At 48.0% G+C, this 23838-nt stretch carries 16 protein-coding genes; 8 read left to right on the forward strand and 8 right to left on the reverse strand.

Features of this window, described 5'->3' with window-relative positions:
• Nucleotides 1–2: 2 nt before the first annotated feature.
• Nucleotides 3–1247, forward strand: a complete 1245-nt coding sequence (locus R8N49_RS09710) for an ABC transporter substrate-binding protein (protein ID WP_176311369.1) — start codon at nucleotides 3–5, stop codon at nucleotides 1245–1247.
• 73 nt (nucleotides 1248–1320) lie between these two features.
• On the opposite strand, the gene R8N49_RS09715 is transcribed toward R8N49_RS09710, so the two are convergent.
• From R8N49_RS09715 to R8N49_RS09735, 5 genes are read right to left on the reverse strand one after another with little or no spacing between them, the layout of a single operon-like run.
• The gene (locus R8N49_RS09715; protein WP_318189929.1) at nucleotides 1321–2523 is read right to left on the reverse strand and encodes a type III PLP-dependent enzyme; all 1203 of its coding nucleotides are present in this window, start codon (nucleotides 2521–2523) and stop codon (nucleotides 1321–1323) included.
• On the reverse strand, nucleotides 2516–4345 hold the full coding sequence (locus R8N49_RS09720; RefSeq protein ID WP_104976381.1) for an IucA/IucC family protein: 1830 nt from the start codon (nucleotides 4343–4345) through the stop codon (nucleotides 2516–2518). Before R8N49_RS09720 ends, R8N49_RS09715 begins: the two co-directional genes overlap by 8 nt.
• Nucleotides 4317–5522, reverse strand: coding sequence for an MFS transporter (locus R8N49_RS09725; RefSeq protein WP_064369565.1), 1206 nt, complete (start codon nucleotides 5520–5522; stop codon nucleotides 4317–4319). The genes R8N49_RS09720 and R8N49_RS09725 overlap by 29 nt, the downstream gene beginning before the upstream one ends.
• A gap of 5 nt (nucleotides 5523–5527) precedes the next feature.
• Nucleotides 5528–7360, reverse strand: coding sequence for an IucA/IucC family protein (locus tag R8N49_RS09730; RefSeq protein ID WP_064369566.1), 1833 nt, complete (start codon nucleotides 7358–7360; stop codon nucleotides 5528–5530).
• Nucleotides 7357–8568 carry an ATP-grasp domain-containing protein gene (locus R8N49_RS09735; protein ID WP_053307985.1) on the reverse strand — a complete coding sequence of 404 codons (1212 nt, stop codon included), beginning with the start codon at nucleotides 8566–8568 and terminating at the stop codon, nucleotides 7357–7359. The genes R8N49_RS09730 and R8N49_RS09735 overlap by 4 nt, the downstream gene beginning before the upstream one ends.
• A gap of 250 nt (nucleotides 8569–8818) precedes the next feature.
• Between R8N49_RS09735 and R8N49_RS09740 the strand changes: the two genes are divergently transcribed.
• From R8N49_RS09740 to fecE, 6 genes are all read left to right on the forward strand, one after another.
• Nucleotides 8819–10855: a TonB-dependent receptor gene (locus R8N49_RS09740; protein WP_005383467.1), complete on the forward strand. Its 2037-nt coding sequence runs from the start codon at nucleotides 8819–8821 to the stop codon at nucleotides 10853–10855.
• 120 nt (nucleotides 10856–10975) lie between these two features.
• Entirely contained in the window at nucleotides 10976–13114 is a 2139-nt protein-coding gene (pvuA, locus tag R8N49_RS09745; RefSeq protein WP_318189930.1) for a TonB-dependent siderophore vibrioferrin receptor PvuA, read from the forward strand.
• Nucleotides 13115–13215: 101 nt separating this feature from the next.
• Nucleotides 13216–14139: a Fe(3+) dicitrate ABC transporter substrate-binding protein FecB gene (locus R8N49_RS09750; protein WP_025768676.1), complete on the forward strand. Its 924-nt coding sequence runs from the start codon at nucleotides 13216–13218 to the stop codon at nucleotides 14137–14139.
• A 74-nt stretch (nucleotides 14140–14213) separates the two neighbouring features.
• Entirely contained in the window at nucleotides 14214–15173 is a 960-nt protein-coding gene (locus tag R8N49_RS09755) for a FecCD family ABC transporter permease (protein ID WP_250654690.1), read from the forward strand.
• Complete coding sequence (locus tag R8N49_RS09760) at nucleotides 15170–16141, forward strand: FecCD family ABC transporter permease (protein WP_047102431.1); 972 nt, start codon at nucleotides 15170–15172, stop codon at nucleotides 16139–16141. The genes R8N49_RS09755 and R8N49_RS09760 overlap by 4 nt, the downstream gene beginning before the upstream one ends.
• A gap of 2 nt (nucleotides 16142–16143) precedes the next feature.
• A complete protein-coding gene (gene fecE, locus R8N49_RS09765) occupies nucleotides 16144–16908 on the forward strand; it encodes a Fe(3+) dicitrate ABC transporter ATP-binding protein FecE (RefSeq protein ID WP_017634499.1) in 765 nt (254 codons plus the stop codon).
• Nucleotides 16909–17025: 117 nt separating this feature from the next.
• Here fecE and R8N49_RS09770 read toward each other — a convergent pair whose 3' ends face one another.
• On the reverse strand, nucleotides 17026–18912 hold the full coding sequence (locus R8N49_RS09770; protein WP_025768674.1) for a methyl-accepting chemotaxis protein: 1887 nt from the start codon (nucleotides 18910–18912) through the stop codon (nucleotides 17026–17028).
• A gap of 364 nt (nucleotides 18913–19276) precedes the next feature.
• Here R8N49_RS09770 and R8N49_RS09775 point away from each other — a divergent pair, with 364 nt between their 5' ends.
• The gene (locus tag R8N49_RS09775) at nucleotides 19277–22027 is read left to right on the forward strand and encodes a M16 family metallopeptidase (protein ID WP_033906636.1); all 2751 of its coding nucleotides are present in this window, start codon (nucleotides 19277–19279) and stop codon (nucleotides 22025–22027) included.
• Between the two features lie 87 nt (nucleotides 22028–22114).
• On the opposite strand, the gene R8N49_RS09780 is transcribed toward R8N49_RS09775, so the two are convergent.
• Nucleotides 22115–22567, reverse strand: coding sequence for a bactofilin family protein (locus tag R8N49_RS09780; RefSeq protein WP_080276973.1), 453 nt, complete (start codon nucleotides 22565–22567; stop codon nucleotides 22115–22117).
• Nucleotides 22471–23424: a M23 family metallopeptidase gene (locus R8N49_RS09785; RefSeq protein WP_005374721.1), complete on the reverse strand. Its 954-nt coding sequence runs from the start codon at nucleotides 23422–23424 to the stop codon at nucleotides 22471–22473. The genes R8N49_RS09780 and R8N49_RS09785 overlap by 97 nt, the downstream gene beginning before the upstream one ends.
• Between the last annotated feature and the right edge of the window lie 414 nt (nucleotides 23425–23838).

A 23838-nucleotide genomic window follows, 5' to 3' on the forward strand; every position in this document is an offset into this window, starting at 1 on the left:
CTATGAACAAACTGGCATTCTTGTTCCCACTGTTGCTCGCCCCTTGCGTCGCTCACGCTGAGTCGCCACAAGGGGTAGAGTTTTTACATTGGTGGACTTCTGACGGCGAGCAGCAAGCGCTGCAAACACTTAAAGCTCAGCTAAAACAGCACGATATAGAGCTGCTGCAAAGCCCGGTGTTAGGCGGTGGTGGAGACAGTGCGATGACGGTACTGCAAGCTCGCGCGCTGGCGGGCAATCCACCAAGCTTCGCGCAAATCGAAGGGCCAAGTATTAAAGCATGGGATGCCATCGGTATTTTGCACAACGTCAACGCAGTTGCCGATGAGCAGCGCTGGGACGAGGTGCTCTACCCGCTATCTATTGAAATCAACAAAACACAAAACGGCTACATCGCCCTGCCACTTACGCTGCACCGTTTGAACTGGCTGTGGGTCAACCACAAGCTGCTTAAACAACTGAATCTATCCGCGCCGAAAAACTGGCAAGAGATGTTCGCCGCCATGGAGCTTGCGAAGCAAAATGGCATTGTACCGATCGCGGTCGGTGAGCAGCCGTGGCAAGTCGCCCAACTTTTCGAGAACTTAGTGATCTCCACTGGCGGCGTTGAGTTCTACACCAATGCGATGGTCAAACTAGAACGCGACAGCATCGACAGCGACACCCTGCGCCAAGCGTTGACGCAATTTCGTCGCCTCAGTTTGTTGATCGACAACCAATTACCCGACAGTAAGTGGGATACCGCTACCCAAGCGTTAGCCGACGGTCAAGCGCTGTTTCAAATCGGCGGTGATTGGATTTTGGGTGAGCTGCTCGCCAATCAAGTCTCGGTTCCGCAAGAGGTCGGCTGTTACCCAACGCCTGACAGCGATGGTGTATTCCTCTACAACATGGACAGTTTGGTGTTTATGTCGAGCAAGTCGTTTTCTGCCGAGGCGGCTCAGCAAACCGCAAGCGCGCTAGCAGACGTCGAGTTTCAAGCTAAGTTCAATAAGATAAAAGGCTCGATTCCGGTACGCACCGATATCGACATCAGCGATTTTAATCCGTGTCAGGTCCAGTCATATCAAGACTTTCACTACGGCGTTAAGCACAACCTCGCTGTGCCGAGTATGATTGATTCGATGGCGGTCAATCCGGTTGCTCAGCAGGCGATAAACTCGGAAATCTTCCGTTTTTACCGCAATCCCAAAATGGAACCCGACGAGCTGATAAAACGCATTATTGCTATTTCGCAAAGCGGTTAATGGCAATGAATTTGTGCCGAGTGGAATAAAAAAGCCCCAATGATTGGGGCTTGAGTAAAGCGAAGTATGCCGTTTAGAAATAGTGGAAGATCGGCGGTTCATGCATCAAGAAGTTTTGATGGGAGATGTTCCACGCATAGGCGCCCGCTAAGGTAAACACAACATAATCACCAATATCGACGTGGGCGACGTGTTGATTGCGTGCCAGCACATCTTTGGGCGTACAAAGCTGGCCGACAAAAGTTGCTTGTGCATGCTGAATTGGGTGAGAAATCTCGTGGTGTTGCTCGCTTTTCAGGATGACGAATGGATGATCATGGCTCTGCGCCGCTGGCGTGCGGAAGTGGTGAGTTCCCCCGCGTGCGATGACAAAGTTTTCGCCAAGATTTTGCTTAATATCCAGTACTTCCATCACGTAATAACCGCATGCCGCCGTGATGAAACGTCCGCATTCAAAACGCAGTGTCCAATCTTGCACTTGCTCTTTAGCGATGAGGAATTCCAACTTGTCGCAAAACTCCATCCACGGAAAGTGTTGCTCAGGGTTTTGGTAGTTGATGCCCATGCCGCCGCCCAAGTTGATCATCAGCTCACCGAGTTCGAACTCCTGCTGCCACGCCTTCACGACTTGGAAATAGCGCTGCATTAACGCTAAGTGGCGTTCAACATCAAGCTGATGCGACATCAAGTGAAAATGGAAGCCTTTGAGTGACACTTGCGGGAAATCGCGCAGCAACATCAAAGCATTGCTCAGTTCGGACTCGTCCAAGCCAAACGGAGTCGGCTTGCCGCCCATTGCCAACTTGCTGAGCGTGATGTCGCCAATATCGATGTTCATACGCAAAAAGATCGAAGCAGGGCGGTTGAGGCGCTCGGTTAGCGCACCAATGCGTTGCAGCTCAGTGAGGCTTTCGACGTGAATCGCATCGACATCAAGTTCAATCGCTTGTTGCAATTCACTTGTCATTTTTCCTGGGCCACCGAAGATCAATGGTTTATCGAGTTGTTGCTGGTGGAGGTGTGCCAACTCCCCGCCAGATGCCGCTTCAAAACCATCGACATACGGCGCGAGCGTTTTGAGAATCGGGCCCGATGGATTGGCTTTAGCTGCGTAAAATAGCTCGACATTTTTCGGCAAAACGTGACGCAGTTGTTTGATGTGTTCTTCTAAGGCGCTTAGGTCATACACGTACGCGCACAAGGGTTGACTTTGCTGCTGTGCGAGCGTGTGAACTTGTTGGCAAACGCGTGTCGGTAGAGAGAGTGAATTAGACATGTTGCGATCCTTTTTCGTGTTGCTGCCAAGGCGCGGCGACTTGGGTATAGCCCGACTCCTTATCGGCTTTTTGCATCAAACGCGTGGTGAAATTATTTTTGCTTGGGAAGTGACCGCCATTTAGCAACGTTTCTAGTTCCGGTTGTTTTCCATTCACTGATTGCCAATGCACAATGGCACTTTGCACCGCATTCCACAGCGTTTGCTCTAGTGGCTCATCACCTTCTGCGATGAAGAAAATCGCTTCGCTGATGTTGTTGATAAAGGTGCAGTATCCGATGCGATTCCAGCCTTGTTCGCGACTGTAGTAAACCGATTGTCGTGCGCGTTCAGACAAGTCAGTTAATGTTTCTGCTGGCCAGAACTCCGGCAGTAATTTAGTGCCTTCCAAATCACGAATCCAAACACAACACGGCATCTCTTGCTCAAAGCCAATCAGGGTGTTTTGCAAATGCGGCTCAAACGCCACCCCGTGTTTGAAGTAGTAATTAAATACGCCCGGGATCAGGCAATGCAAATAGCGTTCAAACCAAAGTGTCGCGATGTCGGAATAGCGATTTTGCGTAGGACGCGCTTTGTTTTTAAGGCGTTGAGCAATGCAACTGTTGCCGTTATTGTCGTAAGCAAACAGAGCGCCAGCGAGGGTTGGTTTCAAGATGTCGACTTCGCTCAGCGAGAAATTTTCGCGATACAAAATCCCAAACGATTCGCGTGCTTTGGTGTTGTCGTCCCAGTTGTGCTCAGCGACACTTTCTAGATTCAACGTGGTGGCGTAAGGCTCTGTCATCACTTTAAATACGGGGTTGTGCAGCTGTTCGTTTTCTCTAATTGGTTTGAGAATCGACGTGAGTTGCACGGCGCTGTCGAGTTCGTACCACGCGTTTTTGCGCACGCAATTGGTTAATCGTACGTTGATGGAGAATTTCGCAAACCAGTCCATGTCAGGGTGGTAGAGAGTACGAACTGAAGAGGTCGGCTGCATCTTTTCACCACCTAAACCCAGTGGCGTGATCTTGCCTTGTTCAATGGCACGCTTCACGCTTGGGTTACTCAAAATGGTGTAGCTTTCCCAAGGATGACAAGGGTAGAGGGTCTTCCCATCGCTGGTGGCGTGTTGTGGCGCGAGCTGTTGTAGCATGCGTTGCGCAGGGTTAGCTTCTCCGTCGGAACTCAGCACATCAAGTAAGGACGTATCCACTTCAAACCAGTACAACGGGACTTGCGCGCCGACTTCTGGAGAAAACGCCAAGAGATCATCCATGGTGACGCCCGAACGACTTTTTGGGGTCGGATGGAAAGTATGCCCCCAAATCAGAGACTGTTCCGAAGCGATAAACTCGTTGTGATGCGATTTGGGCGCGACGTTGAGAAACTGCTCGGTAACCAGCACGCTATTTTCCAGTTGTTCGATCAGCTCATGGTTAAATGGGATCGCCAACACCTGCTTGAGATAGTTAAGCAAAAGCGTAAGAGTTTGCGTGGCATCCAATTTCGCCCAACTAGATCCCGGCATTTTCGCCCAAGGCAGTTCTGCCAATTTGATTTTGCCCAGTTTGCTCGCGTAGTGAATCGGCAAAACCAATACGCCATTTTGTTGAGACAGATGAACGGCTACCCGTTGTTTTGCGGAATAGTTGCGTTTTAACGTTTGGGGTAGCGATGTCGATTGGTAGTGCCATTCTACTTGTTGATTCGGTAGCGCAAATTCTCGTAAGTAACAATTAAGAACACCCATTATCGTGTTGAGTTGGGCTTTCTCACGATTGAGCTGCACCTCATGCGCGCGTAACTCGCTAGTCTGAGAGTATTGAGTTTGTAACATGTTGATTTCCAAATTTTGAGTGGAGAACCAGCGCGATCAAGGTGATTACGCTGACTATCGCAGAAAGTAGGAAAGGAACCTCAAGTAGCCCCAAGCTAGAAATGAAAGAAGCGCAAAATCCCGCTGCCACGCCACCCCATTTGGACATGGCATCAAAGCGAGAAAATACTTTGCCACTGAGTTTGCGATCCAGATTGCTCGCAAGATGCTGATGCAATCCGTGATAACAACACACCATCGCGATGCCGAAGATAATTCTCGCAGCAATGAGTGCGGTTTCGGACGCAATCAAATGCAAGGCAGAGCTCACGGCAAGCAATGCAAACCCAAGCCACAACGTGCGCAGCGGTTGATGGCGATTCAACCCATCTGACAACACGTGAATTTTTCCTGCCAGCAACAGATAGACGCCATGCGGCAGTGCGTACAAAAAACCGATCCATGCGTGGTTAGTGATGCCATATTGCTGCACAAACGGCGAGAAATAAGGAAAGGTCACCACCATAGAAAACGCAAACCCGAATTGAGCAAAGAAGATCCAACGAATGGCATGCATTGCGTTTTTCTGTGCAACCGGTTTTTCTTGCTGAGGTTCTGAGTTTGGCTTTTCGAGGTTTCGTTCGGCAGGTTTATCCGCAGGCAGTGTTAGCGTGATGCCCATCGCAATCAAAGGCAAAACGCATAACCAAAGGTACGCGTTGAGCGGGTTGGTCTCTGACAAGCTCCAGCCGAGCCCAATAGGCGCAACGATCAGCGCCAAGCGAGCAGATAGTTGGGTTTTATTGAGTGACTTGCCGAGTGTTTTGGCTTCTTTAATTTGACTAGATAAGTAGCTGTTCGAGGCGGCCATGGTGCCGCCAAAGGTTCCTTGAACAATAAGACCAAACACAAACATGGCGAGGTTGTCTGCCAAGCCGCACAGCGCAAACCCTGCTGCAAGGCCAAGTTGCGCACGCAAGAGTGAGCGGCGGCGACCGTAGCGATCGGCAAAGTTGCCCCAAAATCGCGCCGCCAACGCAGTACAAAACGTAGGTAGGATAAACAATACCCCTGCCCAGTCCGCATCAATGCTTGCGCCTAACGTTGGCAACACGACGGGTAGAAATAGCGGCATACCTAACGCGGCAAACGCAGCGATAAAGTGGCACAACAACACACTGTAGATGAGTTTGGTCATAATCGTTAACGTACGCTTTTTTTGATGGCTTCTATGTAGGCGCGTTGCGCTTCTTCGCTAGAAAGCAGTAAGAAGTTCGGGGCCGACAAACCATAGAACTTATTGATGTCGCTCGCGCCGGAGGCTTCTTTCGAGAGCAAACTGCCAGAGCTCAACAAGTACTTGGCGTACAAATCAGGCGCCTCTTGCAGTAACTCGCGTGCCAGTTTCGTCTCTAACCCTTCGCCTTCTAATCGGTTGAGTTGTTCTGAAATGCTTTTGGCCACGATGGCGTAAAGCGATGCTGAAGAGGCAATGCCCTTCGCTGCCATGGCTTCTACAATCGCTGCGATATCCAGTTGTAATGTGATGGTGGTAAACATCTGACCGAGCGCCAATTCATTGTCGACTTTGATGCGTTGATCGAGCAGTTCATCGCAATCCACTGGAAGTAGTTTTGCGCCGTGTTTTTGGGCAGCATGCTCTGTTGCAAAGTGGAAGCGCTCTGGCCAAATTCGCGCTGCGTCGTTGTCTTTCATCGCGAGCGTCATTTTGCCCTGTTGATCAAATGCAATGATGGCGTTTTGCTGGTTGGACTCCAATGCAATGCCATAACGAAGCCACAAGGTAAGGTGTACTTGGCATAATAGGTCGACGTAATCTTTGAACCACGCCAGCGTATCTTGTTGATAGTACTGCTCTGCCAAGTGTTCTAAGAACAAGCGGTCGTCAGGCATTGGGCTTGCCAGTGCGGCAACCGGAACTAGCGCTTTGTCTTCGCAATGAATAAGTGGGTACTCACGTACGATGTACGCGAAGGTTTTATCCTCGCCGACGTGTCCACCGTGTTTTTCGTTGCAATGGAACAAGCGACTGTTTAAGTCTGCGTCCGTTTGTTCAAGGTGGCTGAGTAGGCGTTCAAACCAGTGGCCGTCATACAGTGTTGAAGGCTTGATTAAGCGAATGTTTTTCGTGCCTAGCGATCGCATGATCAGCGGAACTTTGATGTGAATGTGCGGTGCGTCGTTGACGACCACCGTACGAACGGAAAGCGTCGGCGTCACGTCTAGATACGTTAAAGGCGCTTCTATCATACCTTCGGGTAAGGCTTCTAAAGATCGCAGGGTGAGCGGATGCGCAGGGAACAGTACGTGGCTCAGTGCAAAATCAGCAGGAAGCCCAACTTGCTCCATGGTTGGCCAGCAATCAGGTTGTTCGCTGGTTAATGTCACCAGTGATTTTTCAATCGCAATCCAATGCAGAGCAAAGCTTGGTGCAAACTCGGGCGCGTACTTAGCAAGGTCTTCATCGCTCAGACCAAACTTCGCCCGCGCAGTTGGATAGTACGGATGGTCAAGGTAAGAAGCGATCTGGTCGGCTAGCAGCAGTTTTTGATGCCAAGAACCAAGCTCGGATATTGGTTGAGAAATGTGGTCTGCGTGATGATGAAACGCTTGGTCACACAGCGCTTTGTGTTGCTCTGCACATTCTAGTTCTTGAAGGTATCCCGCCAACAATTCGTGAGAGCTGTCATGCGCCAGTGTCGTTAGTAGTGCAATCCACTCTTTGTAATGTTGTTGATGTTCGACTTGGCCATTTTTCTCCACCCACCAACCTTGTGGTGTTTCGTCATTGGCGTGACCGTAGCGCCAGTGCTGCATGTAATACGTTGGCGCAACGGGTAAATACAACGTGAAATCAGAGTTGGCAAATATCAGCCAGACTTGCTCGCCTTGAGGAACAATTCCCTCTTTTGGCGCGTCGCTACTGAACTTGGCTTTTGACAAAATGCCAAACATGTCTTCGCGTAAGCAAGTGTCGATCAATCGTTGCGTTAGATACAAAGCGTTGTCGTTCATGCTGCCACCTCACGAGTCGGAGCTAGATCGAAATTGCTAAGCGCGTTCTGCAGCGCTTGGTCGAGGTTTCGCCCTGATGGTGAGACAATCGAAATTCGGGCGAGATAATCCTTATTGGAATAACTCTGTTGGAAGTGTTCTCCAGCGGTTTTTAGTACCTGTTGCTGGGTGATGATATCGTCATCGTGTTGGATGAACGACGTCGAACCTCCGTCAATCACACCACTGTGCTCCGCAACCACATAGTGCACGTGCGCTGACCCATGAATTTGGTAATCGCCGGCCAATCTTCGGCCCAAATGCAGACCCAAAATTGTGCTAAACCAACCGAAGTGAGCGAGATTGTTGAGCAAGAATTCGCGGCCATCTCCAATACTGCGGTAGTTAATTTCCACCAGAACCGGGCCATTTTCCGTAATGATAAATTCGCTGTGGCAAACTCCAAAACCAACGCCGAACGCTTTAAGTTGAGCCAAGCAAGCTTCTCGGTGAGCAATGCCGTTTGGTCCGTTCCAGTCTGCGGCGGTTTCGATAAAGTAAGGCGGCTCAGAGAGCGACACATCAAAACCGCCCACGGCGATAAGTTGGTTACCGTCTCCTAAAGTTTCGAGCGTAACCAACGGTCCTTGAAGAAACTGCTCCACCAGAATGGCGGCGTTTGGGTGCTTTTGCCAAAACGCCTCGGAGTAAGCATCGAGCTCGCTTTGGGAGTCACAGCGCTGTACATCTAAACTCGCCACGCCTTCTTTGGGTTTTGCTACGACAGGGAAGGCCATGCCTAATGCCACATTCGAATGGCGATGCAGCAAACAGCTTTGTGTGTTGGGTAAGGATTTTTCATTTAACACTTGTCGAGTTAAGTGTTTGTTTTTGGCCTTTAACGTGACAGACCAATCTTTGGATGGGAGGCCAAAAAATTGCGCGCAGATGGCGGTGGAAGTTTGTAAGTGATCACTATTGCTGAAAATAGCGTCTGGCTTTAATTCATGCTCCGTGATGGTTTCGATGAGTTCTAATGGGTTGAAGACATCACATTCTAGAATGGTATCCGGATTAAAGTGACTATCATGACTCGCCAACTCTAAATGGCTGAGCTTATGGTCGGTGATAAGAACGACGTGAAGGTCCATCGCTTTAGCTGCAGGCACAAAGCCGTGAGTGACTGCATCGTTAACGACATGACTTACGATAATCATCGTAGATTTCATGAGCTTTCCTAATTTTCTAACATTTTCTTCTAACGTTGATAAAGTCGCTCACGGTCGTCTTCCAATGTGCCTCTCTCGAGACGGAGGGCAGAAGTTTTAGTATTTATTGTTATGATATTTGGTTTTTTTTGTTGTTAGTTGTGTTTTTAGGGTAAATAAATATAGAGCATAAAATTAATATTGCAAATAGAAATAATATTTGTTCTTATTTCCATCCGTTGGCTTTATAACAACTAAACGGAATTATGGAATGAATAAATTATTGACCCTGACCCCCTTGGCGGTCGCGATTGGTTCTTCATTAGTAGCACCAAGCGCAGTGGCTTCAGAAGAGACGAACTCAACCCCATCAGCAACTGAAACGATTCAAGTCTTCGGTCATCAGTACGAAGGTTATGCTGAACACATGCCTCAATCAGGCACCAAAACCGATGTGGAATGGCTTGATGTGCCACAAGCGGTATCCGTAGTAACGAAAACAGAAATGCAAGACCGAGGCGCGGTGCGTTTAGTGGATGCGCTAGATGGGGTAGCCGGGGTCAATAACACCTTGGGCGAAGGCAGCCGCGATCAGTTCATGATCCGTGGTTTTGATTCACTCAACGATATGTACCGTGATGGCTTGCGAGATGACGGTACGTTGCAGTCTTACCGCAGCTTAGCGAACGTTGAACGCGTTGAAATTGTGAAAGGCCCTGCGGGTGCTTTGTATGGCCGTGGTTCGGCTGGGGGCATCATCAACTTGGTGACGAAACGCGCTAACGGTGAGAATTTTACTCACGTAAACGGTAGTGTAGGCAGCAACAACCAATATGTTGGTCAGGTCGACAGCTCAATGGCGTTTACAGATAAGGTCAACGGGCGTATTAACTTGGAATACCGTCAAGCCGACTCGTACGTTGATCATGTTGATTCAAACGATTTCTTCATTGCACCGACCATTCGTGTGTTACCAGCGGAAGGTCACACCATTGATATTGACGTGGAATACGCCCATCAAGAACTAGTGCCGTATCGTGGTGTGCCATCAAAAAATGGCAAGCCAGTTGATTTGCCAGTAAGCACTTACTTTGGCGGTACAAACGACTATCAGGAGTCAGACAGTCTCCGTATTGCGGTGGATTACGAATGGCGTCTGAATGATCAATGGGTATGGAACAACCGAGCGGCGTTCAACCATATCGAACTTGAGCAAAAAGGCACGCGTCAGGGCAAAGTGACGGGTAATGAAGTGTCTCAAACCGTCAACAACTTTGGTTACGATCCACGTACTACGACCACTTTACAATCTGAGTTGGTTTGGGAAACCAGGGACAATCAATTGATGGTGGGTGCAGATTTCAACCAGATCGATATCGACCTAACGTTGGCAAGTGACAAAACGCTTCCTCCGCAAAATATATACGACCCAGTCGTTGGTCCAACGCCTGATCCGGGCTTTAAGCCATTTCGTGACAATACCACCACCACGACAGGTTTGTATGTGCAAGACGTCTATACGTGGGGCGACCTTTCTTTGATCGGTAACGTGCGTTACGACTCGATGGAGCTCGAACAACAAAAAGCGGGCTCAGATAAGGAAAAGTTGGATGATGACAAAGTCAGCTACCGTGCTGGTTTGGTATACCGCATCAATTCCGACACATCCGTATACGCCAGTTTAGCGCGCTCTTGGCAGTTACCGTACGCTGGTATCTACATCAATCCAAAATTGGCGGAATTCTTCCACACCGACTTAAAAGAGGTGGGTGCGAAAGCGTACCTTTTGGATAACGCATTAATGTTGAATGCGGCACTGTTCCAAATTGATCAAGAGCAACCACAAACTAACGTGGACGGCGATGTGATCGATAAAATTGAAGTGCGTCACCAAGGCATTGAATTAGAGGCTCGCGGCCAAATCACCAAACAGTGGGACATCTCTGTTGGTTACAGCTACTTAGATGCGGAAGACAAAGCCACAGGCAAAAAGCCTAACGATGTATCAGACCACTTGTTCTCTCTTTGGAGCACTTACCAATTGGATGACAACTGGCGTTTAGGCGGTGGTGTGAAGTACGTGGGCGACCGTTACGCAGGTAACGACGAAGCCGTCGCACTTGGCGATTACACAACGGTGGATTTGATGGCGGCGTACACCACTGGTCGTCACAAAATCCAAGCGAACGCTTACAACATTTTGGATGAGAAATACATTCTCGGCGCAACAAACGGCACGTCTGGCTTAAACCAGATTGGCTACGGCGCACCAGCCGAGTTCATGCTCAGCTACGGATATCAGTTCTAGGCTTTTTGTGCGTAGTTAGCGCCTGTTAGCCGATTTTTGCCTCATATTGAGGATGTTTAGCCCCTAGAGCCTACGGGATGTATTCTGCCCGAGGCTCAATTTCTCGCAAAGGAGATCTTAATGTCTTACCAGAATTTGGATGGTAAAGTGCGTGTACGTGCTGGTTTGTCTACCACTTACAGTGTGCTTGCGATTGCAATCGCTTTTGCCACATCCATGAGCGCGGTTGCTGCTCCTGCTAAAAAAGAACAAACTACCACGATGGAAACCGTCGTTGTCACTGGTAGCGTGATTGGTAAATCTGAAATTGAAGACGTCAAAGAGTACCCAGGTGCTCGTACCGTCATTACCCGCGATCAAATCGAGAAAACCGCCGCAGGCTCGATTGATAACGCGCTACAGCGCGTGCCGGGTATTAAAGTTCAGGATGAAAGCGGAACGGGCGTATTGCCTAACATTTCCGTACGTGGTTTGAAAGCAAGCCGTAGTGGTCATGCTCAGTTCTTGATGGATGGTGTACCGCTAACACTTGCGCCATATGGTCACACTGGTCAGTCTATCTTCCCAGCAACACTGTCGATGCTTGATCGTATTGACATTGTACGCGGTGGTGCCGCAGTACAGTACGGCCCAAACAACGTCGGTGGTGTGATCAACTTAGTGACCAAACCGATTCCACACACGTGGCAAACTAAAATCAGTAACCGCCTTACCGTGTTTGATGGCGGTGATGCGCCGCTGAATGATTTTTACCTACGCACGGGCGGCTGGTTAAGCGACACATTTGCACTACAGTTGGAAGGTAACTTCCTAAAAGGTGAAAGCTTCCGTGAACATTCCGATACGGACGTGAAGAACTTCCAAGCCAAAGCACAGTGGCTACTGAGTGACACTCAAGAGATTCAAGCATTCCTGCAACGTTACGATGCTGAAACGCAAATGCCGGGCGCACTTTCGCCACAAGATTACGAGCAAGATCGTCACCAATCGAAACGTCCTTACGATGATTATGAAGGTAAGTCGACGCGCTGGAGTGTTAAGTACATCCACGATTTGCCATTTGCCGACAGTGCCGAGCTAGAAGTGCTAACGTTTGGCCATAAGTCAGAGCGTCTTTTCAAGTGGGGCTTTAACAGCGCGGGTGGCCATTGGGCGGATCCGGCTCTGCCAGCGACGGACGTTCGTACCTCTCCACGTGAATTTACCGTGTATGGTATAGAGCCAAAAATGGCGATGTACTTTGGCGAAGGTAAATCCGTTACTCAAAACTGGATCGTGGGTACCCGTTATGTTAATGAAGACATTGACTACAAACTCACTCAGACTCCAATCGCCGGTGGTGCAACCAGCGTTCCGCGTGATTGGCATCTAGATACGGACGCGTTTGCTGGATACGTTAGCAACGAAATTGGTTTGTTCAATGATACATTGAAGGTAACGCCTGGGTTGCGTGTTGAGTCGGTTCGAATGACGTTTACCGATCGTGGTAAAAAACAAACGGCAGACAACACCGTGACGGAATGGTTGCCAGGTTTGACGGTGGCATACAACTTAACTGACCAGTGGGTGACGTATGCGAACGCGCAAAAATCACTTCGTGCGCCACAAATTGCCTACATCCGAGGTTTGGGTGAAGAAGGTAGCGAACTGGCTTGGAACTACGAAGTCGGCGCGCGTTACACCCAAGATGCGACCAGCTTTAACGCTGCACTTTATCGCATCGACTTTGAAGATCAATTGCAATGGCAAAGCTCAACGCAGACCTTCGATAACATCGGAAAAACACTTCACCAAGGCATAGAGCTTTCTGCTCGTTACGTGCCTGAAGCACTACCTGCACTGAGTTTAGGCGCAAGCTACAACTATCTAGACGCTACGCTTGAAGAAGAAGGCGCGAATAAAGGTAATCAACTGCCTTACACCTCTAAGCATCAGCTTGGTTGGGATGCAACCTACGCATTTTACGGCATGGACACCACGCTATCGGGCTTCTACTTTAGTGATTCGTATACCGATAACGCCAACACCAGTGCCGAAGATGCAACTGGCGCAACGGGTAAAGTACCATCTTACATGGTGTGGAACTTCAACTTGGGGACGGATTTATACAAAGACGACAAAGGCAAGTTACGCATGAATGTTGCGGTGAACAACTTGTTTGACGAGGAGTATTACTTCCGCGGGATTGATACAAGCCCAGTTGGTCGGTACCCAGCTCCGGGACGCTCTTACACACTGGATCTGAACTATCAGTTTTAAGCGTTTCGTTCACCGAGTTTGAAAAGAAAAGTCGCCAATTTACCTTGGCGACTTTGCCGATCTTAGGTAATGGAAAACTCTTAGCACTGGAAAAAAGCAAGATGAAAAATAAAAAACAATTTACGATCAAACACTTTTCAACAGTTTTGCTGATGCTGTTGAGCTCAGCTTTGATGTCATTTAGCGCATTTTCTCAGGCGCGCAGCGTGCAAGATGAGCAAGGCACTTTTGAGCTAGAAGCGATACCTCAACGTATTGTGGTTTTAGAATTTTCGTTTGTCGATGCATTAGCGGCAGTCGATGTCTCACCTGTAGGCGTCGCCGATGACAACGATGCCACACGAGTCATTCCTGCTGTTCGTGCCAAGGTTGGTCCTTGGCAATCGGTCGGCATGCGCTCGCAACCGAGTTTAGAGGCGATTGCGGTGCTCAAGCCGGATTTGATCATTGCTGATGCAGAACGTCATCGCGCGATTTATCAAGATTTGCAGCGAATTGCGCCAACTTTGCTGTTAAAAAGCCGTGGTGAGACATATCAAGAAAATCTCGAATCCGCACACAAAATCGGCGTGGCAATTGGCAAACAAGCGAAAATGACACAACGAATTGAGCAGCACAAACAGACAATGGCGGAGTTCAAACAGCATTTTGCAACACAAGAAACCATTCAGTTTGGTGTGGTTTCTGACAAAGGGATGTGGTTGCATAGCCCGGTTTCTTACGCTGGGGGCGTTTTGAGTATGCTGGGCATCCAAAGCCCGCTGGCTCCATCTGAGCAAAAAGCGTATATCCCAACCAGTTTCGAACTTTTACTAAAAACCAACCCTGATTGGTTGTTAGTTGGACTTTACTCTCAACCAAATATTGTGGATGAGTGGCGCAAAAATCCATTGTTTAAGTTGCTAACTGCTGCGAAAAAACAGCAACTTGTTGAGGTTTCTCCTGAACTGTGGTCGTTAAATCGCGGCATGTTGGCTGCGGAAGAAATTGCCCGCAATCTTGAAGCGTTATTGGAGCGCTCATGAGTGCGGCGATAAGCTCGGAAAGCGCGTCTTCGGTTAGCAAATCGCATTGGAAAGCGAGCTTGTTTGTCTGTGCTATGGCGTTGTGTACGCTCTCAGGCTATGCAGCCTCAATGATTGGCTGGTCCAACTTTTCTTTGAGCGTTAATGATCTGACAAGCTATTGGTTTGCGTTTGATGAGGGCAATATGCTGCATCAAATCCTCGCGACGCTGCGTGCGCCTCGTGCCTATGCTGGGTTATTAATTGGCGCTTCGCTTGCGGTATCCGGAGTGCTGATGCAAGGATTAACTCGTAACCCTTTGGCGTCGCCATCCATTCTCGGCATTAATGCTGGTGCGGCTTGTTTTATGGCCTTGGCGTCCATCGGCGTACCATTCTTTAGTCAATTGAACTCAATCATCAACGCAGTACTCGGCGCGCTACTAAGTGGTGGTGCGGTCATGTTGTTGGGCGGTTTTTTTTCCGCGCGTTCTCACCCATTGCGTTTAGTGCTAGCGGGCATTGCCATCAGTGCACTGCTGATAGGGTTAACTCGTGCGTCGGTAATTTTGGCGGATGACATGGCTTACAGCGTGTTGCATTGGTTAACGGGTTCACTCTCCGCGGTAGATTCTGAACAGTGGCAGCAACTGTGGCCTTTTGCGACTTTAGGTTTGGTGCTCGCCATGGGCTTAGCGCGAAACTTAAATTTACTCGCGTTGGGGGACGAAGTTGCTGTTGGGCTAGGTGGTAACATTCGTCTTACGCGATTTATCAGTGGTTTAGCGGTTGTGCTGTTGGCAGGAACTAGCGTAGCGATTGCTGGGCCAATTGGCTTTGTCGGGTTGTTAGTGCCGCACTTGGTACGCCCGATTGTTGGTCACAACTATCACATTCTCATTCCGGTTTCCGCCTTGTGTGGCGCGGCATTGGTGACGTGGTCAGATGCTTTATCACGAGCGATTGCTTTTCCGGCTGAAACGCCAGTGGGCGTGATTACCGCGCTGTTGGGCACACCTTGCTTTATCGCGATTGCAATGAGGAAATCATCATGATGAATCAAACCAAACTGTTTGCATTAGTTGGATTGTTGCTGATTGCGTCTTCTCTCACGCTGTTTGTTGGTGCGGCGAACATGTCGGCTCAACAGGTTTTTGCATTACTGTTTTCTTTCTCTGACTCGGACTTTGTGATTCACCAATATCGATTACCGAGAATGTTGCTCGCCATTGGCGTGGGCGCTGGGTTGGGGCTGTCAGGCGTTTTAGTTCAAGGCGTCATCCGTAATCCACTTGCCTCACCAGATTTAATGGGGATAAGCGCCGGAGCAGGACTGGCGGCTACCGCTTGTTTGGTGCTGTATCCGAATGCGCCAGTGGCAATGTTGCCGATGGTCGCCATGGCGGGAGGCTTGCTTGCTGCTGGCTTTATTGCTGTGCTGGCTTACTGGTCGAAACCAACACCAGCACGTTTGGCGCTGATTGGTGTTGCTGTCAGCGCATTTTTAGCTAGCGGTATCGATTTTCTTCTGATTGTGCACCCTATTGAAATCAACACGGCGATGGTATGGCTAACCGGCAGTTTGTGGGGACGAAACTGGCAACAAGTGCCGTTTATTTGGAGTGCTTTATTGCTGCTACTACCATTGGCGTTTTGGCTGGCTTGGCGGCTAGATGTTATGGGACTGGGAGAAGAAAGCGCCACTACACTTGGCACGAAACCAAGACAGATCCAAATTATTGCGTTGATTGCTGCCGTGCTATTGGCGAGTATCAGTGTGTCTGTGGCAGGCACGATCAGCTTTGTTGGCCTGCTTGCGCCGCATCTTGCGCGTTTGCTGTTTGGCCACAACCACAAGTTGTTGATTCCAGCCGCTGCAACCCTTGGCGCTTTGTTGGTGATTTGCGCCGATGGTTTAGCGAGAGGCTTACAGCCACCAATTGAGCTACCAGCGGGAGTGCTGACATCTGTTATTGGCGCACCATATTTCATTTTTCTTTTGTATCGTTATAGAGGTTGGTAAGCATGTTACGAACGCAGAACTTATCCGTCGCGTACGGCAAACAGACCATCATTCCAGATCTCTCTTTGTCGATTCCTCAAGGTAAAATTACCGCACTAGTTGGTCCAAATGGTTGCGGTAAATCGACACTATTAAAAACCTTGGTACGCATCAATAAACCCGCTTCTGGCCAAGTGTTGTATGACGACAAACCACTAAGCAGCTACGGTGATAAACGCTTGGCGCGTTCGTTGTCTTTGCTGCCGCAGATTCTTGTCAGTCCTGAAGGTATTACCGTCAGAAAACTGGTCGAATATGGCCGCTCGCCTTATCTCTCTCATTGGGGCCGGTTAAGTCAACAAGACAAGACCTTAGTCGAGCAAGCAATGCAAGATACTGGCGTGATTGAGTTTGCTGACAAGCCAGTTGAATCGCTGTCTGGCGGTCAAAGGCAAAGGGCGTGGATTGCGATGGTAATGGCGCAAGATACCGACGTAGTGATGCTTGATGAGCCAACCACTTACTTGGATCTCTCTCACCAAGTTGAGCTGATGAAACTCATGAGGCAGATGAACGACAAAGGCAAAACAGTGGTCGTAGTGCTGCACGATCTAAACCAAGCGTGCCGTTACTGCGATCATTTGGTGGTGTTGGAAAAAGGTCAGTTAGTCACGCAGGGAACACCGCAAGAGGTAATGACAGAAGGCATGTTGTCATCGGTGTTTGATTTACAAGCGAGAGTATTTAATGACCCAATCTCAGGCACGCCGATGTGTGTGGCGGTGTAGGTTTACGTCTTTGGAAAGCTATCTGCAATAAAAACGTCGATCCATAAAAACAAACCCCGCTAGTAACAAAGTTGCTAGCGGGGTTTGTTGTTTTTAAGAGCGTCCTTAATGTGGCGTTTAAGCCAGTTTAAACGTCGCCACTTTCGAGTTGAGATCCTCAGCTTGCGATTTCAGCTCAGCAGATTGATTCATCGATTCTTCGGCACCAACTACCAAGTGATCGGTCACATCTTTAATGGACGTGACATTTTGCGTGATTTCATTGGTTACGTGCGTTTGCTCTTCGGCGGCGGTCGCGATTTGCGTTGCCATATCGCTGATCAGCGCAACGGCCGCGTTGATTTCATCCAGAGCCAGTGCTGCGCGATCTGCATCTTCCACCGAACCTTGCGCGAGCTGAGAGCTTGTATCCATGATGGTCACAGCGCGTTGTGTGGTTTGCTGCAAGGTCTCGATCGTCGAGCGAATCTCTTCGGTTGAGGTGTGTGTGCGTTGTGATAGCACGCGAACCTCGTCTGCAACAACGGCAAAACCGCGACCTTGTTCACCTGCACGCGCAGCTTCAATCGCCGCATTCAGAGCCAGTAAGTTGGTTTGTTCTGCGATGTCTCGAATCGTTGATAGTACGGTTGAGATGTCTTGCGCGTGCTGGTTGAGCTCGCCGATGACAACGCTCGCTTGGTTGACTTCAGAAGACAAATTGTTGATGGATGACTTGGAGTTGATCACTAACTCATGACCATTTTGTGTGCTCGCTGAAGAGTCTTGAGCGGCTTTAGCCGTCTGCTCTGCATGTGCTGCAATCTCTTGCGTTGCCGATGCCATTTCAGTCACAGCGGTCGCCACCATCGTGATTTCTTGTTGCTGATGGTTCAGATCGGAAACCGATTGATTCGCGCGATTCGTGCTCAGCTCCGATTGTTGGCTCAGTTCTTCCGCTTGGTGACGAATGTGACCAATAAGTTGCTGCAAACTTTCAACGAACTGGTTGAAGTTTTCAGCCAGCTCACCAACTTCGTCACGGTTTTCTACTTTGATGCGTTGAGTCAGATCGCCGCTACCGTTGGCGATTTGCGCAAGCGCATTCGAAACATTGTAGAGCGGACGGAACAAGATGTTACATAGCAGGTTAAACAAAGCCACACAGATAACGACGACGATAGTGGTTGCGATGATTTGATCCCAAACTGCATCGTAAAGTGGGGCAACCAACGAGTTTTGATCTAACACTGTGACCGTTGTGAGTTTGGTACCCTCTATGTGGCGCGCGTAAATCACATATTCGGTGCCGTTAATAGAGACGCGACGCTCTGTACCTGAACGTGCGGCAGACGTAATGTCGTTGTTGTTGAGGCCCAGCTTGCTAACCGGTTGATTCAGCAGTTTACCGTTGTTATGAGTGAAAATATTGCCCTGTTCATTGGCAATAAACATATAACCTTCACCCGGTAGGATCACTTGGTTGAGACTGTTCAGGATATCACCGATCTCTACGTCAGCACCCAGAACGACGGTTTGACCATGCAATTGCAGGGCTTTACCGAGCGACACGACGTTAGCCCCCGTGGCAGCTGCGACGGTCGGGTTATCCATAAAGACTTTCGATGGGTTGGCGATTGCATTGGTGTACCAGCCCCACTTACGAGGATCGTTATTACCTGGTGGCAAAACCACCCCATTAGCGTTGTCTTGTGACCCGTCCGGGTAAGCGAGGAAAACGTTATCGAACGCGCCAGAGTCTCGGACTTGTTTCAAATGCGTAACCAGAGAACGTTTCTCTGAATCAGAAGAGAGTGAAGTCAGTGCGCGCTCTTTAGAGAGTAGCCAGTCCTTTACGTATTGATTGTAAGATGCGCTAGTGCTTTCTAGTCGCTGTGCGACTTCGACATCGAGCCTATTTAATGAATCTCGAAAAGACAGCCCCTCTACCAGCACTCCCCCTAGAATGATGGCGGCACTGGCAGAGATTGCCAGTTTGTTTTTTAATGATAGATTTTTGAACATAAAGCGAATAATAGATCTTTGAATAATAGTTGTTGTGTTTTTATTCTCATCAGTGCTCTCTGCGCTGTTGAATATGCAGCAGAAAGTCAGATTCGAATCTGTTCAATAATTATATTTTATTGCTCAAAATAAATACTGACTCCATGTCGCGAATTTGAGTTTTACACCAAATAAGCAAAAGGATTTGGAACGATATTATTTATGTATTTGTAAAGTAAGGATTTGTCGATTTTTGTAAATGAGAATTGATTTCAATAAATGGTGATCTTTATCACATTTGCGTGTCTGATAATCCATTAAAAATGTGAAGGTTATAGCACCGGATATATATTGATTAGCTTAATCATTGTTATGGGCAATCGTTATGCGCAGTATATTGTTAGTCCCCGCGTTATTAGTGTCAGGGTGTGCTCTGATACAACAGTCGACGCCGATTCAACCTGACGCCAACTGGCACGTGGACCAGTTATCGAACGGTATGAAATACCATCTCTATCCAACAGAAGACCAAGAAGTCTCGGTCCGTTTGGTGATGAATATCGGCTCATTCCAAGAAACATCTTCTCAAAAGGGTTACGCTCACTTTGTTGAGCATATGGCGTTTAATGGTAGTGAGCATTTTACCGGTAACGACGTTGTCAAACTTTTTGAGCAATCTGGTGGTAGCTTTGGCGCTGATATCAACGCTTTTACCAGTTATCAGCAAACGTCTTACCAACTTGACCTTGCGAATAATACGAAGCTAGAAGATGCCCTGAAGTGGATGAGAGATATCGGTAACGGACTTGAGTTTGCTCCTGAGCAAGTAGAGAAAGAAAAAGGGGTGATTCTCGGGGAATGGCGACGTGCTAATCCAGATGATAAGTCCTTTTCTATGCATGCTTACCAAGCCTCGATTGAAGGCACTATGTATGGTGAGCATGACCCAATTGGTACTCGCGAAGCGATTCAAAATGCTTCCTCAAGTAAGTTAAAGGCGTTTTACGACAAGTGGTACCAGCCACAAAATGCCGAGTTGATTGTGACTGGTAATATCGACGTAGATTCACTGTCCAAGATTATCAAAAGCAAGTTCTCGAACTGGGAAAGTACCTCGGATACGGTAATAGAGAAGCGCCGTGATATTCGAGTGAACAACGAAAACAGAATCTTGCCAAGTAACACGATGGAATCACCAAGTCTTCATTTAGTGATTGAGCGTGGTCTAAGTGGCAGCGCGACGATTGAGCAACAACATGAAGTGTGGCGTGATGAAGTCGCAACACAACTCATTCAACAGCGTTTGATCCGTGTACTCAGTGATGCCGCTGAACCTTTTCAATACGCTTATGCAGAGCCCTATTACTCTAACTATCAGCGTATGATGTCGGCAGGGATTTCGTTTGCACCAGATCGCCGCGAACAAATGCACCAGACTTTCATTCGTACCTTGGCGTCGTTAAGAGATTATGGTGCGACTCAATCCGAGTTAGATAGCGTTATGTCAAATTGGCAAGGTGAACTTGCAAATATTGATTCAGATTGGAGTCAGCGTAAGCCAAACAGTTACGCAGAAGCACGTGTTTTTCAAATTGGACAAGACAGTGTCAGCCAATCAAAAGAGAATTATGCCCAGAGTTTGGCAGAATTCATCAACAACGAGAATTTAGAGAGCATTAACACACAATTGACGGCTTTGTTATCTCAGCAGCCAAGCTTTTTTATTGGTTTGGGGAAAAGCGAAACGTCAGAACAGTTCAATGGTGTATTTGCCGCTCTAAACAGTGCCTATCTTCAAACTGGCGAAAAACCGTTAGAGATGTATGACAAAGTGGATGGATTCTTAAAGCCTACCCAGGAAGGCAGCATCACGAGCATGCGTCAGGAAGCGGGTGGTTTTCAAGTCTATACGCTATCAAACGGTATCGAAGTGTGGTTCCAAAAAGATACTAAAGCGGGTGGTCGAGCGTATATTTACTATGCGAGCCAAGGTGGTAAAGCCGCTGTTGATCCGACGTTGTATGCCGCTTATGAAATCGCAGCAACAACGGCAATACGCAGTGGGTTAGGGACATTTTCTGGTTCAGAGCTAGATAGCTACTTACGCAAAAACAACATTGCGCTTGGTGCGATGCTTGATGCGACCAGTCACGGAGCTCAAATTACGGCGCCAAATACGCACCTAACTGATGCTTTGAATGGACTATACAACCTAGCGACGGAGATTAAAGTCGACGAGCGCCAGATGGAAGCAGCGAAGCAAGAGTTTAAACAGCAGAGCGGCGCTTTTTTTGAATCACCGATGGGAAAACTGATTCAAAAAGCAAACGGCAATTCTTATTTGCCGGGTAGTCGTCATCGTATAGTGTCCAGTGATGATGTTGAACAAGTGACTTCCGAGCAGATACTAGCGGTGCATGAGCAACTTTTCAAAACCAATGATGGTTTTAAGATGGTTATTGTTGCAAACGTAGAGCCGGAAGAAATTACACCACTTTTGCGTAAGTATGTGGCCTCTATCGAAATGAAACCGAGTCGTTCGATTGATTATCACGTTGCGTTTAACCCGGAAGTGCCGGAGCGAACTGTGGTTGCGGATGGGCATGAACCTTCATCGTTGTATGTAATGCGTTTGACTAATACGAGCGATTACCAACGTACGGCAAGAGACACGGTTATCGAAGATATTTTGCAACGTATTAGTAATGCACGTGTTTTGGATATTGTGCGAGAAGAGTCTAGCCTTGATTACAGCCCGAGCATTTACACCATGACACAAGATCGCGAACCCATCTCTGATTGGCTCTTGGAGTCTCAAGTTGAGCCCGAAGACGTGGCACTTTTAGAGAGTAAACTGGGCAAAGTGTTTGATGGTTTAGCGTCAAATATTACCCAAAAAGAAGTGGATACGGCCGCGAAACAACTGGCAGTCGCGATGCAAGGATTGGATGACAACCCAGCACAGAGATCATGGGCATATACTCGTTATTTGGTGCATGATTACGGCGTCGATGTGTTGCTTGACGTTGAGAAAGTGGCTAAGAGTGTGACGTTAGATGAAGTGAAAGCGCATGCAAAATCAGCTTTTGGTCCACAAGCAAAACGCTCGGTAATGGTTTTAAATCCGGCCGAATAATCACGTAGTTTCTGACGAAAATCGTGGCAATAGTAATAAAAAAGACGGCGTGAAAGCCGTCTTTTTTAAGCACTTTAATCAAAGCTTTTATGCTGATTTACGCGAAAGTCGCTTTTCATTGTTGGTGTTATTTTCTTTTGTGATCGCACTGTCTTGAGCCTTACCCTTTAACGTTACCACTTCCTTTTCAGGTAATTCGGCTGCTTCACCAAAGAATTTGCCACCAGGTTCAATGCTGAGGTTATTGCTCCAGATCCTACCGCTTACGCGTCCCTTGGCAAGCACTTGAATGTGTTCTGCGTGACAGTTTCCGTCCATCATGCCATTAATGATCAGCTGTTTAGCGTAGATTTCACCGTTTACTCGCCCGCTTTCTGCGACAACGAGAGTGCCTTCCACGTTAATTTGACCATCGACGATGCCATCAATCTGGACATCGTTTTCTACTTTGAGTTCTCCGCTAAGAGAACAGCCTTTGGCGATGAGAGTTGAAGCTGCTGAGCTACTCGTTGTTCCACTGTTTTGATTAAAGATTCCCATCGTATTCTTCGCTCCTTAGTAAAAATGTCTTCGAAATCATTAAGGCTCCAATCGACAAATGGTTTCGGATTCAGTGCTCGCCCAACAAATCGCACCTCGTAATGCAGGTGAGGGCCAGAAGAGAGCCCACTGTTGCCGGAAATTGCAATCAGCTGCCCTTTTTTGACGAACTGACCACTTTTTACTTTGAACGCTTTCAAGTGCGAATAAGAACTCGAAAAACCGAAAGAGTGTTGCAGCCTGAGGAAGTTACCAGAGCCTTTATTACTGCGGCGGGTGACTTCCACTACCCCATCGGCAGGGGCATAAATTTTGGTGCCGATATTTACGGCAAAATCGAGCCCACGATGCATCTTGGCAACTTTTGTCACCGGATGGATACGCTTACCGAATCCGGAAGATAGCCGTACGTTGCCGACTGGAGAGCCACTTGGTATTTGGTTTAATAACACCATGCGAACGTTTGAGGTTATCGCCGCCGCATCGAGCCTAGCATCCAAGTTGTTTGTCGAGGTATGTTCTCCAACCCCAAGCACTTTCTCTAGTTCACCCAAACGTTCCGAAACAAGTTGTACCCGTTCTTCCCGTTCTGAAAGGTCATTTTCTAGCTCTGATTTAAGTGTTTTCAGTGTGCTGAGCTCTTCACCCATGGTGCGTGAATGCTCTGTCAATTCAGCTTGTTTTAACGCTGCATTATCAACGCGAGTGTACAAGTGATGAATTAAGATTACGGTCGCGGCCAGAGCAACAACAAAAAAAACGAAAAACGTTTTTATGTTGCGTTGCATCCTTTTACTGAAGTACCAATGTCTTGAGCCATTGATAGTTGATATAGAGATCGTCAACTGGTCTTTCATCGTCTTCTATTGCTCGTATTTGGTATACGTCTCGTCACTGAGTTAGTAGGAATGTAAGGAAAACGAGTAGGGACTGCCAGAGGCAAATTGGAAAGAAGTGTCAGGTCGTGAGGCGTTTTCAGATATTAGATAAAAGACTCAATAAAGATTTAATATTCTGCTGATTTTGGTCGTAATTACTCCAAATCGTTTCATTTAACTGAATATTATGATTTTTAAGGCGGTTATCCGAGAAATTGGATTGTGAATATTGCCAATAGCATCCGCACGCAATTCAACTTACTTCACGGTTTGCCTTATAAATGTTGGATAATTTATCAAACCGACATTCATTACACCCGATTTCAGATAATAAGTGCGACATTCATGGATAGGTGTAGAAGAGGAAGTCAACTACTGAAAGTGGTACGCTCT

It is taken from the genome of Vibrio sp. 1978 (genome assembly GCF_033344345.1).

Coding starts and splice junctions, on each gene's coding strand:
- R8N49_RS09720 (WP_104976381.1), bottom strand. CDS start 4,345: ATGTTACAAACTCAATACTCTCAGACTAGCGAGTTACGCGCGCATGAG.
- fecE (WP_017634499.1), top strand. CDS start 16,144: ATGTTACGAACGCAGAACTTATCCGTCGCGTACGGCAAACAGACCATC.
- pvuA (WP_318189930.1), top strand. CDS start 10,976: ATGTCTTACCAGAATTTGGATGGTAAAGTGCGTGTACGTGCTGGTTTG.
- R8N49_RS09780 (WP_080276973.1), bottom strand. CDS start 22,567: ATGGGAATCTTTAATCAAAACAGTGGAACAACGAGTAGCTCAGCAGCT.
- R8N49_RS09750 (WP_025768676.1), top strand. CDS start 13,216: ATGAAAAATAAAAAACAATTTACGATCAAACACTTTTCAACAGTTTTG.
- R8N49_RS09755 (WP_250654690.1), top strand. CDS start 14,214: ATGGCGTTGTGTACGCTCTCAGGCTATGCAGCCTCAATGATTGGCTGG.
- R8N49_RS09730 (WP_064369566.1), bottom strand. CDS start 7,360: ATGAACGACAACGCTTTGTATCTAACGCAACGATTGATCGACACTTGC.
- R8N49_RS09735 (WP_053307985.1), bottom strand. CDS start 8,568: ATGAAATCTACGATGATTATCGTAAGTCATGTCGTTAACGATGCAGTC.
- R8N49_RS09770 (WP_025768674.1), bottom strand. CDS start 18,912: ATGTTCAAAAATCTATCATTAAAAAACAAACTGGCAATCTCTGCCAGT.
- R8N49_RS09725 (WP_064369565.1), bottom strand. CDS start 5,522: ATGACCAAACTCATCTACAGTGTGTTGTTGTGCCACTTTATCGCTGCG.
- R8N49_RS09785 (WP_005374721.1), bottom strand. CDS start 23,424: ATGAAAGACCAGTTGACGATCTCTATATCAACTATCAATGGCTCAAGA.
- R8N49_RS09715 (WP_318189929.1), bottom strand. CDS start 2,523: ATGTCTAATTCACTCTCTCTACCGACACGCGTTTGCCAACAAGTTCAC.
- R8N49_RS09775 (WP_033906636.1), top strand. CDS start 19,277: ATGCGCAGTATATTGTTAGTCCCCGCGTTATTAGTGTCAGGGTGTGCT.
- R8N49_RS09740 (WP_005383467.1), top strand. CDS start 8,819: ATGAATAAATTATTGACCCTGACCCCCTTGGCGGTCGCGATTGGTTCT.
- R8N49_RS09710 (WP_176311369.1), top strand. CDS start 3: ATGAACAAACTGGCATTCTTGTTCCCACTGTTGCTCGCCCCTTGCGTC.
- R8N49_RS09760 (WP_047102431.1), top strand. CDS start 15,170: ATGATGAATCAAACCAAACTGTTTGCATTAGTTGGATTGTTGCTGATT.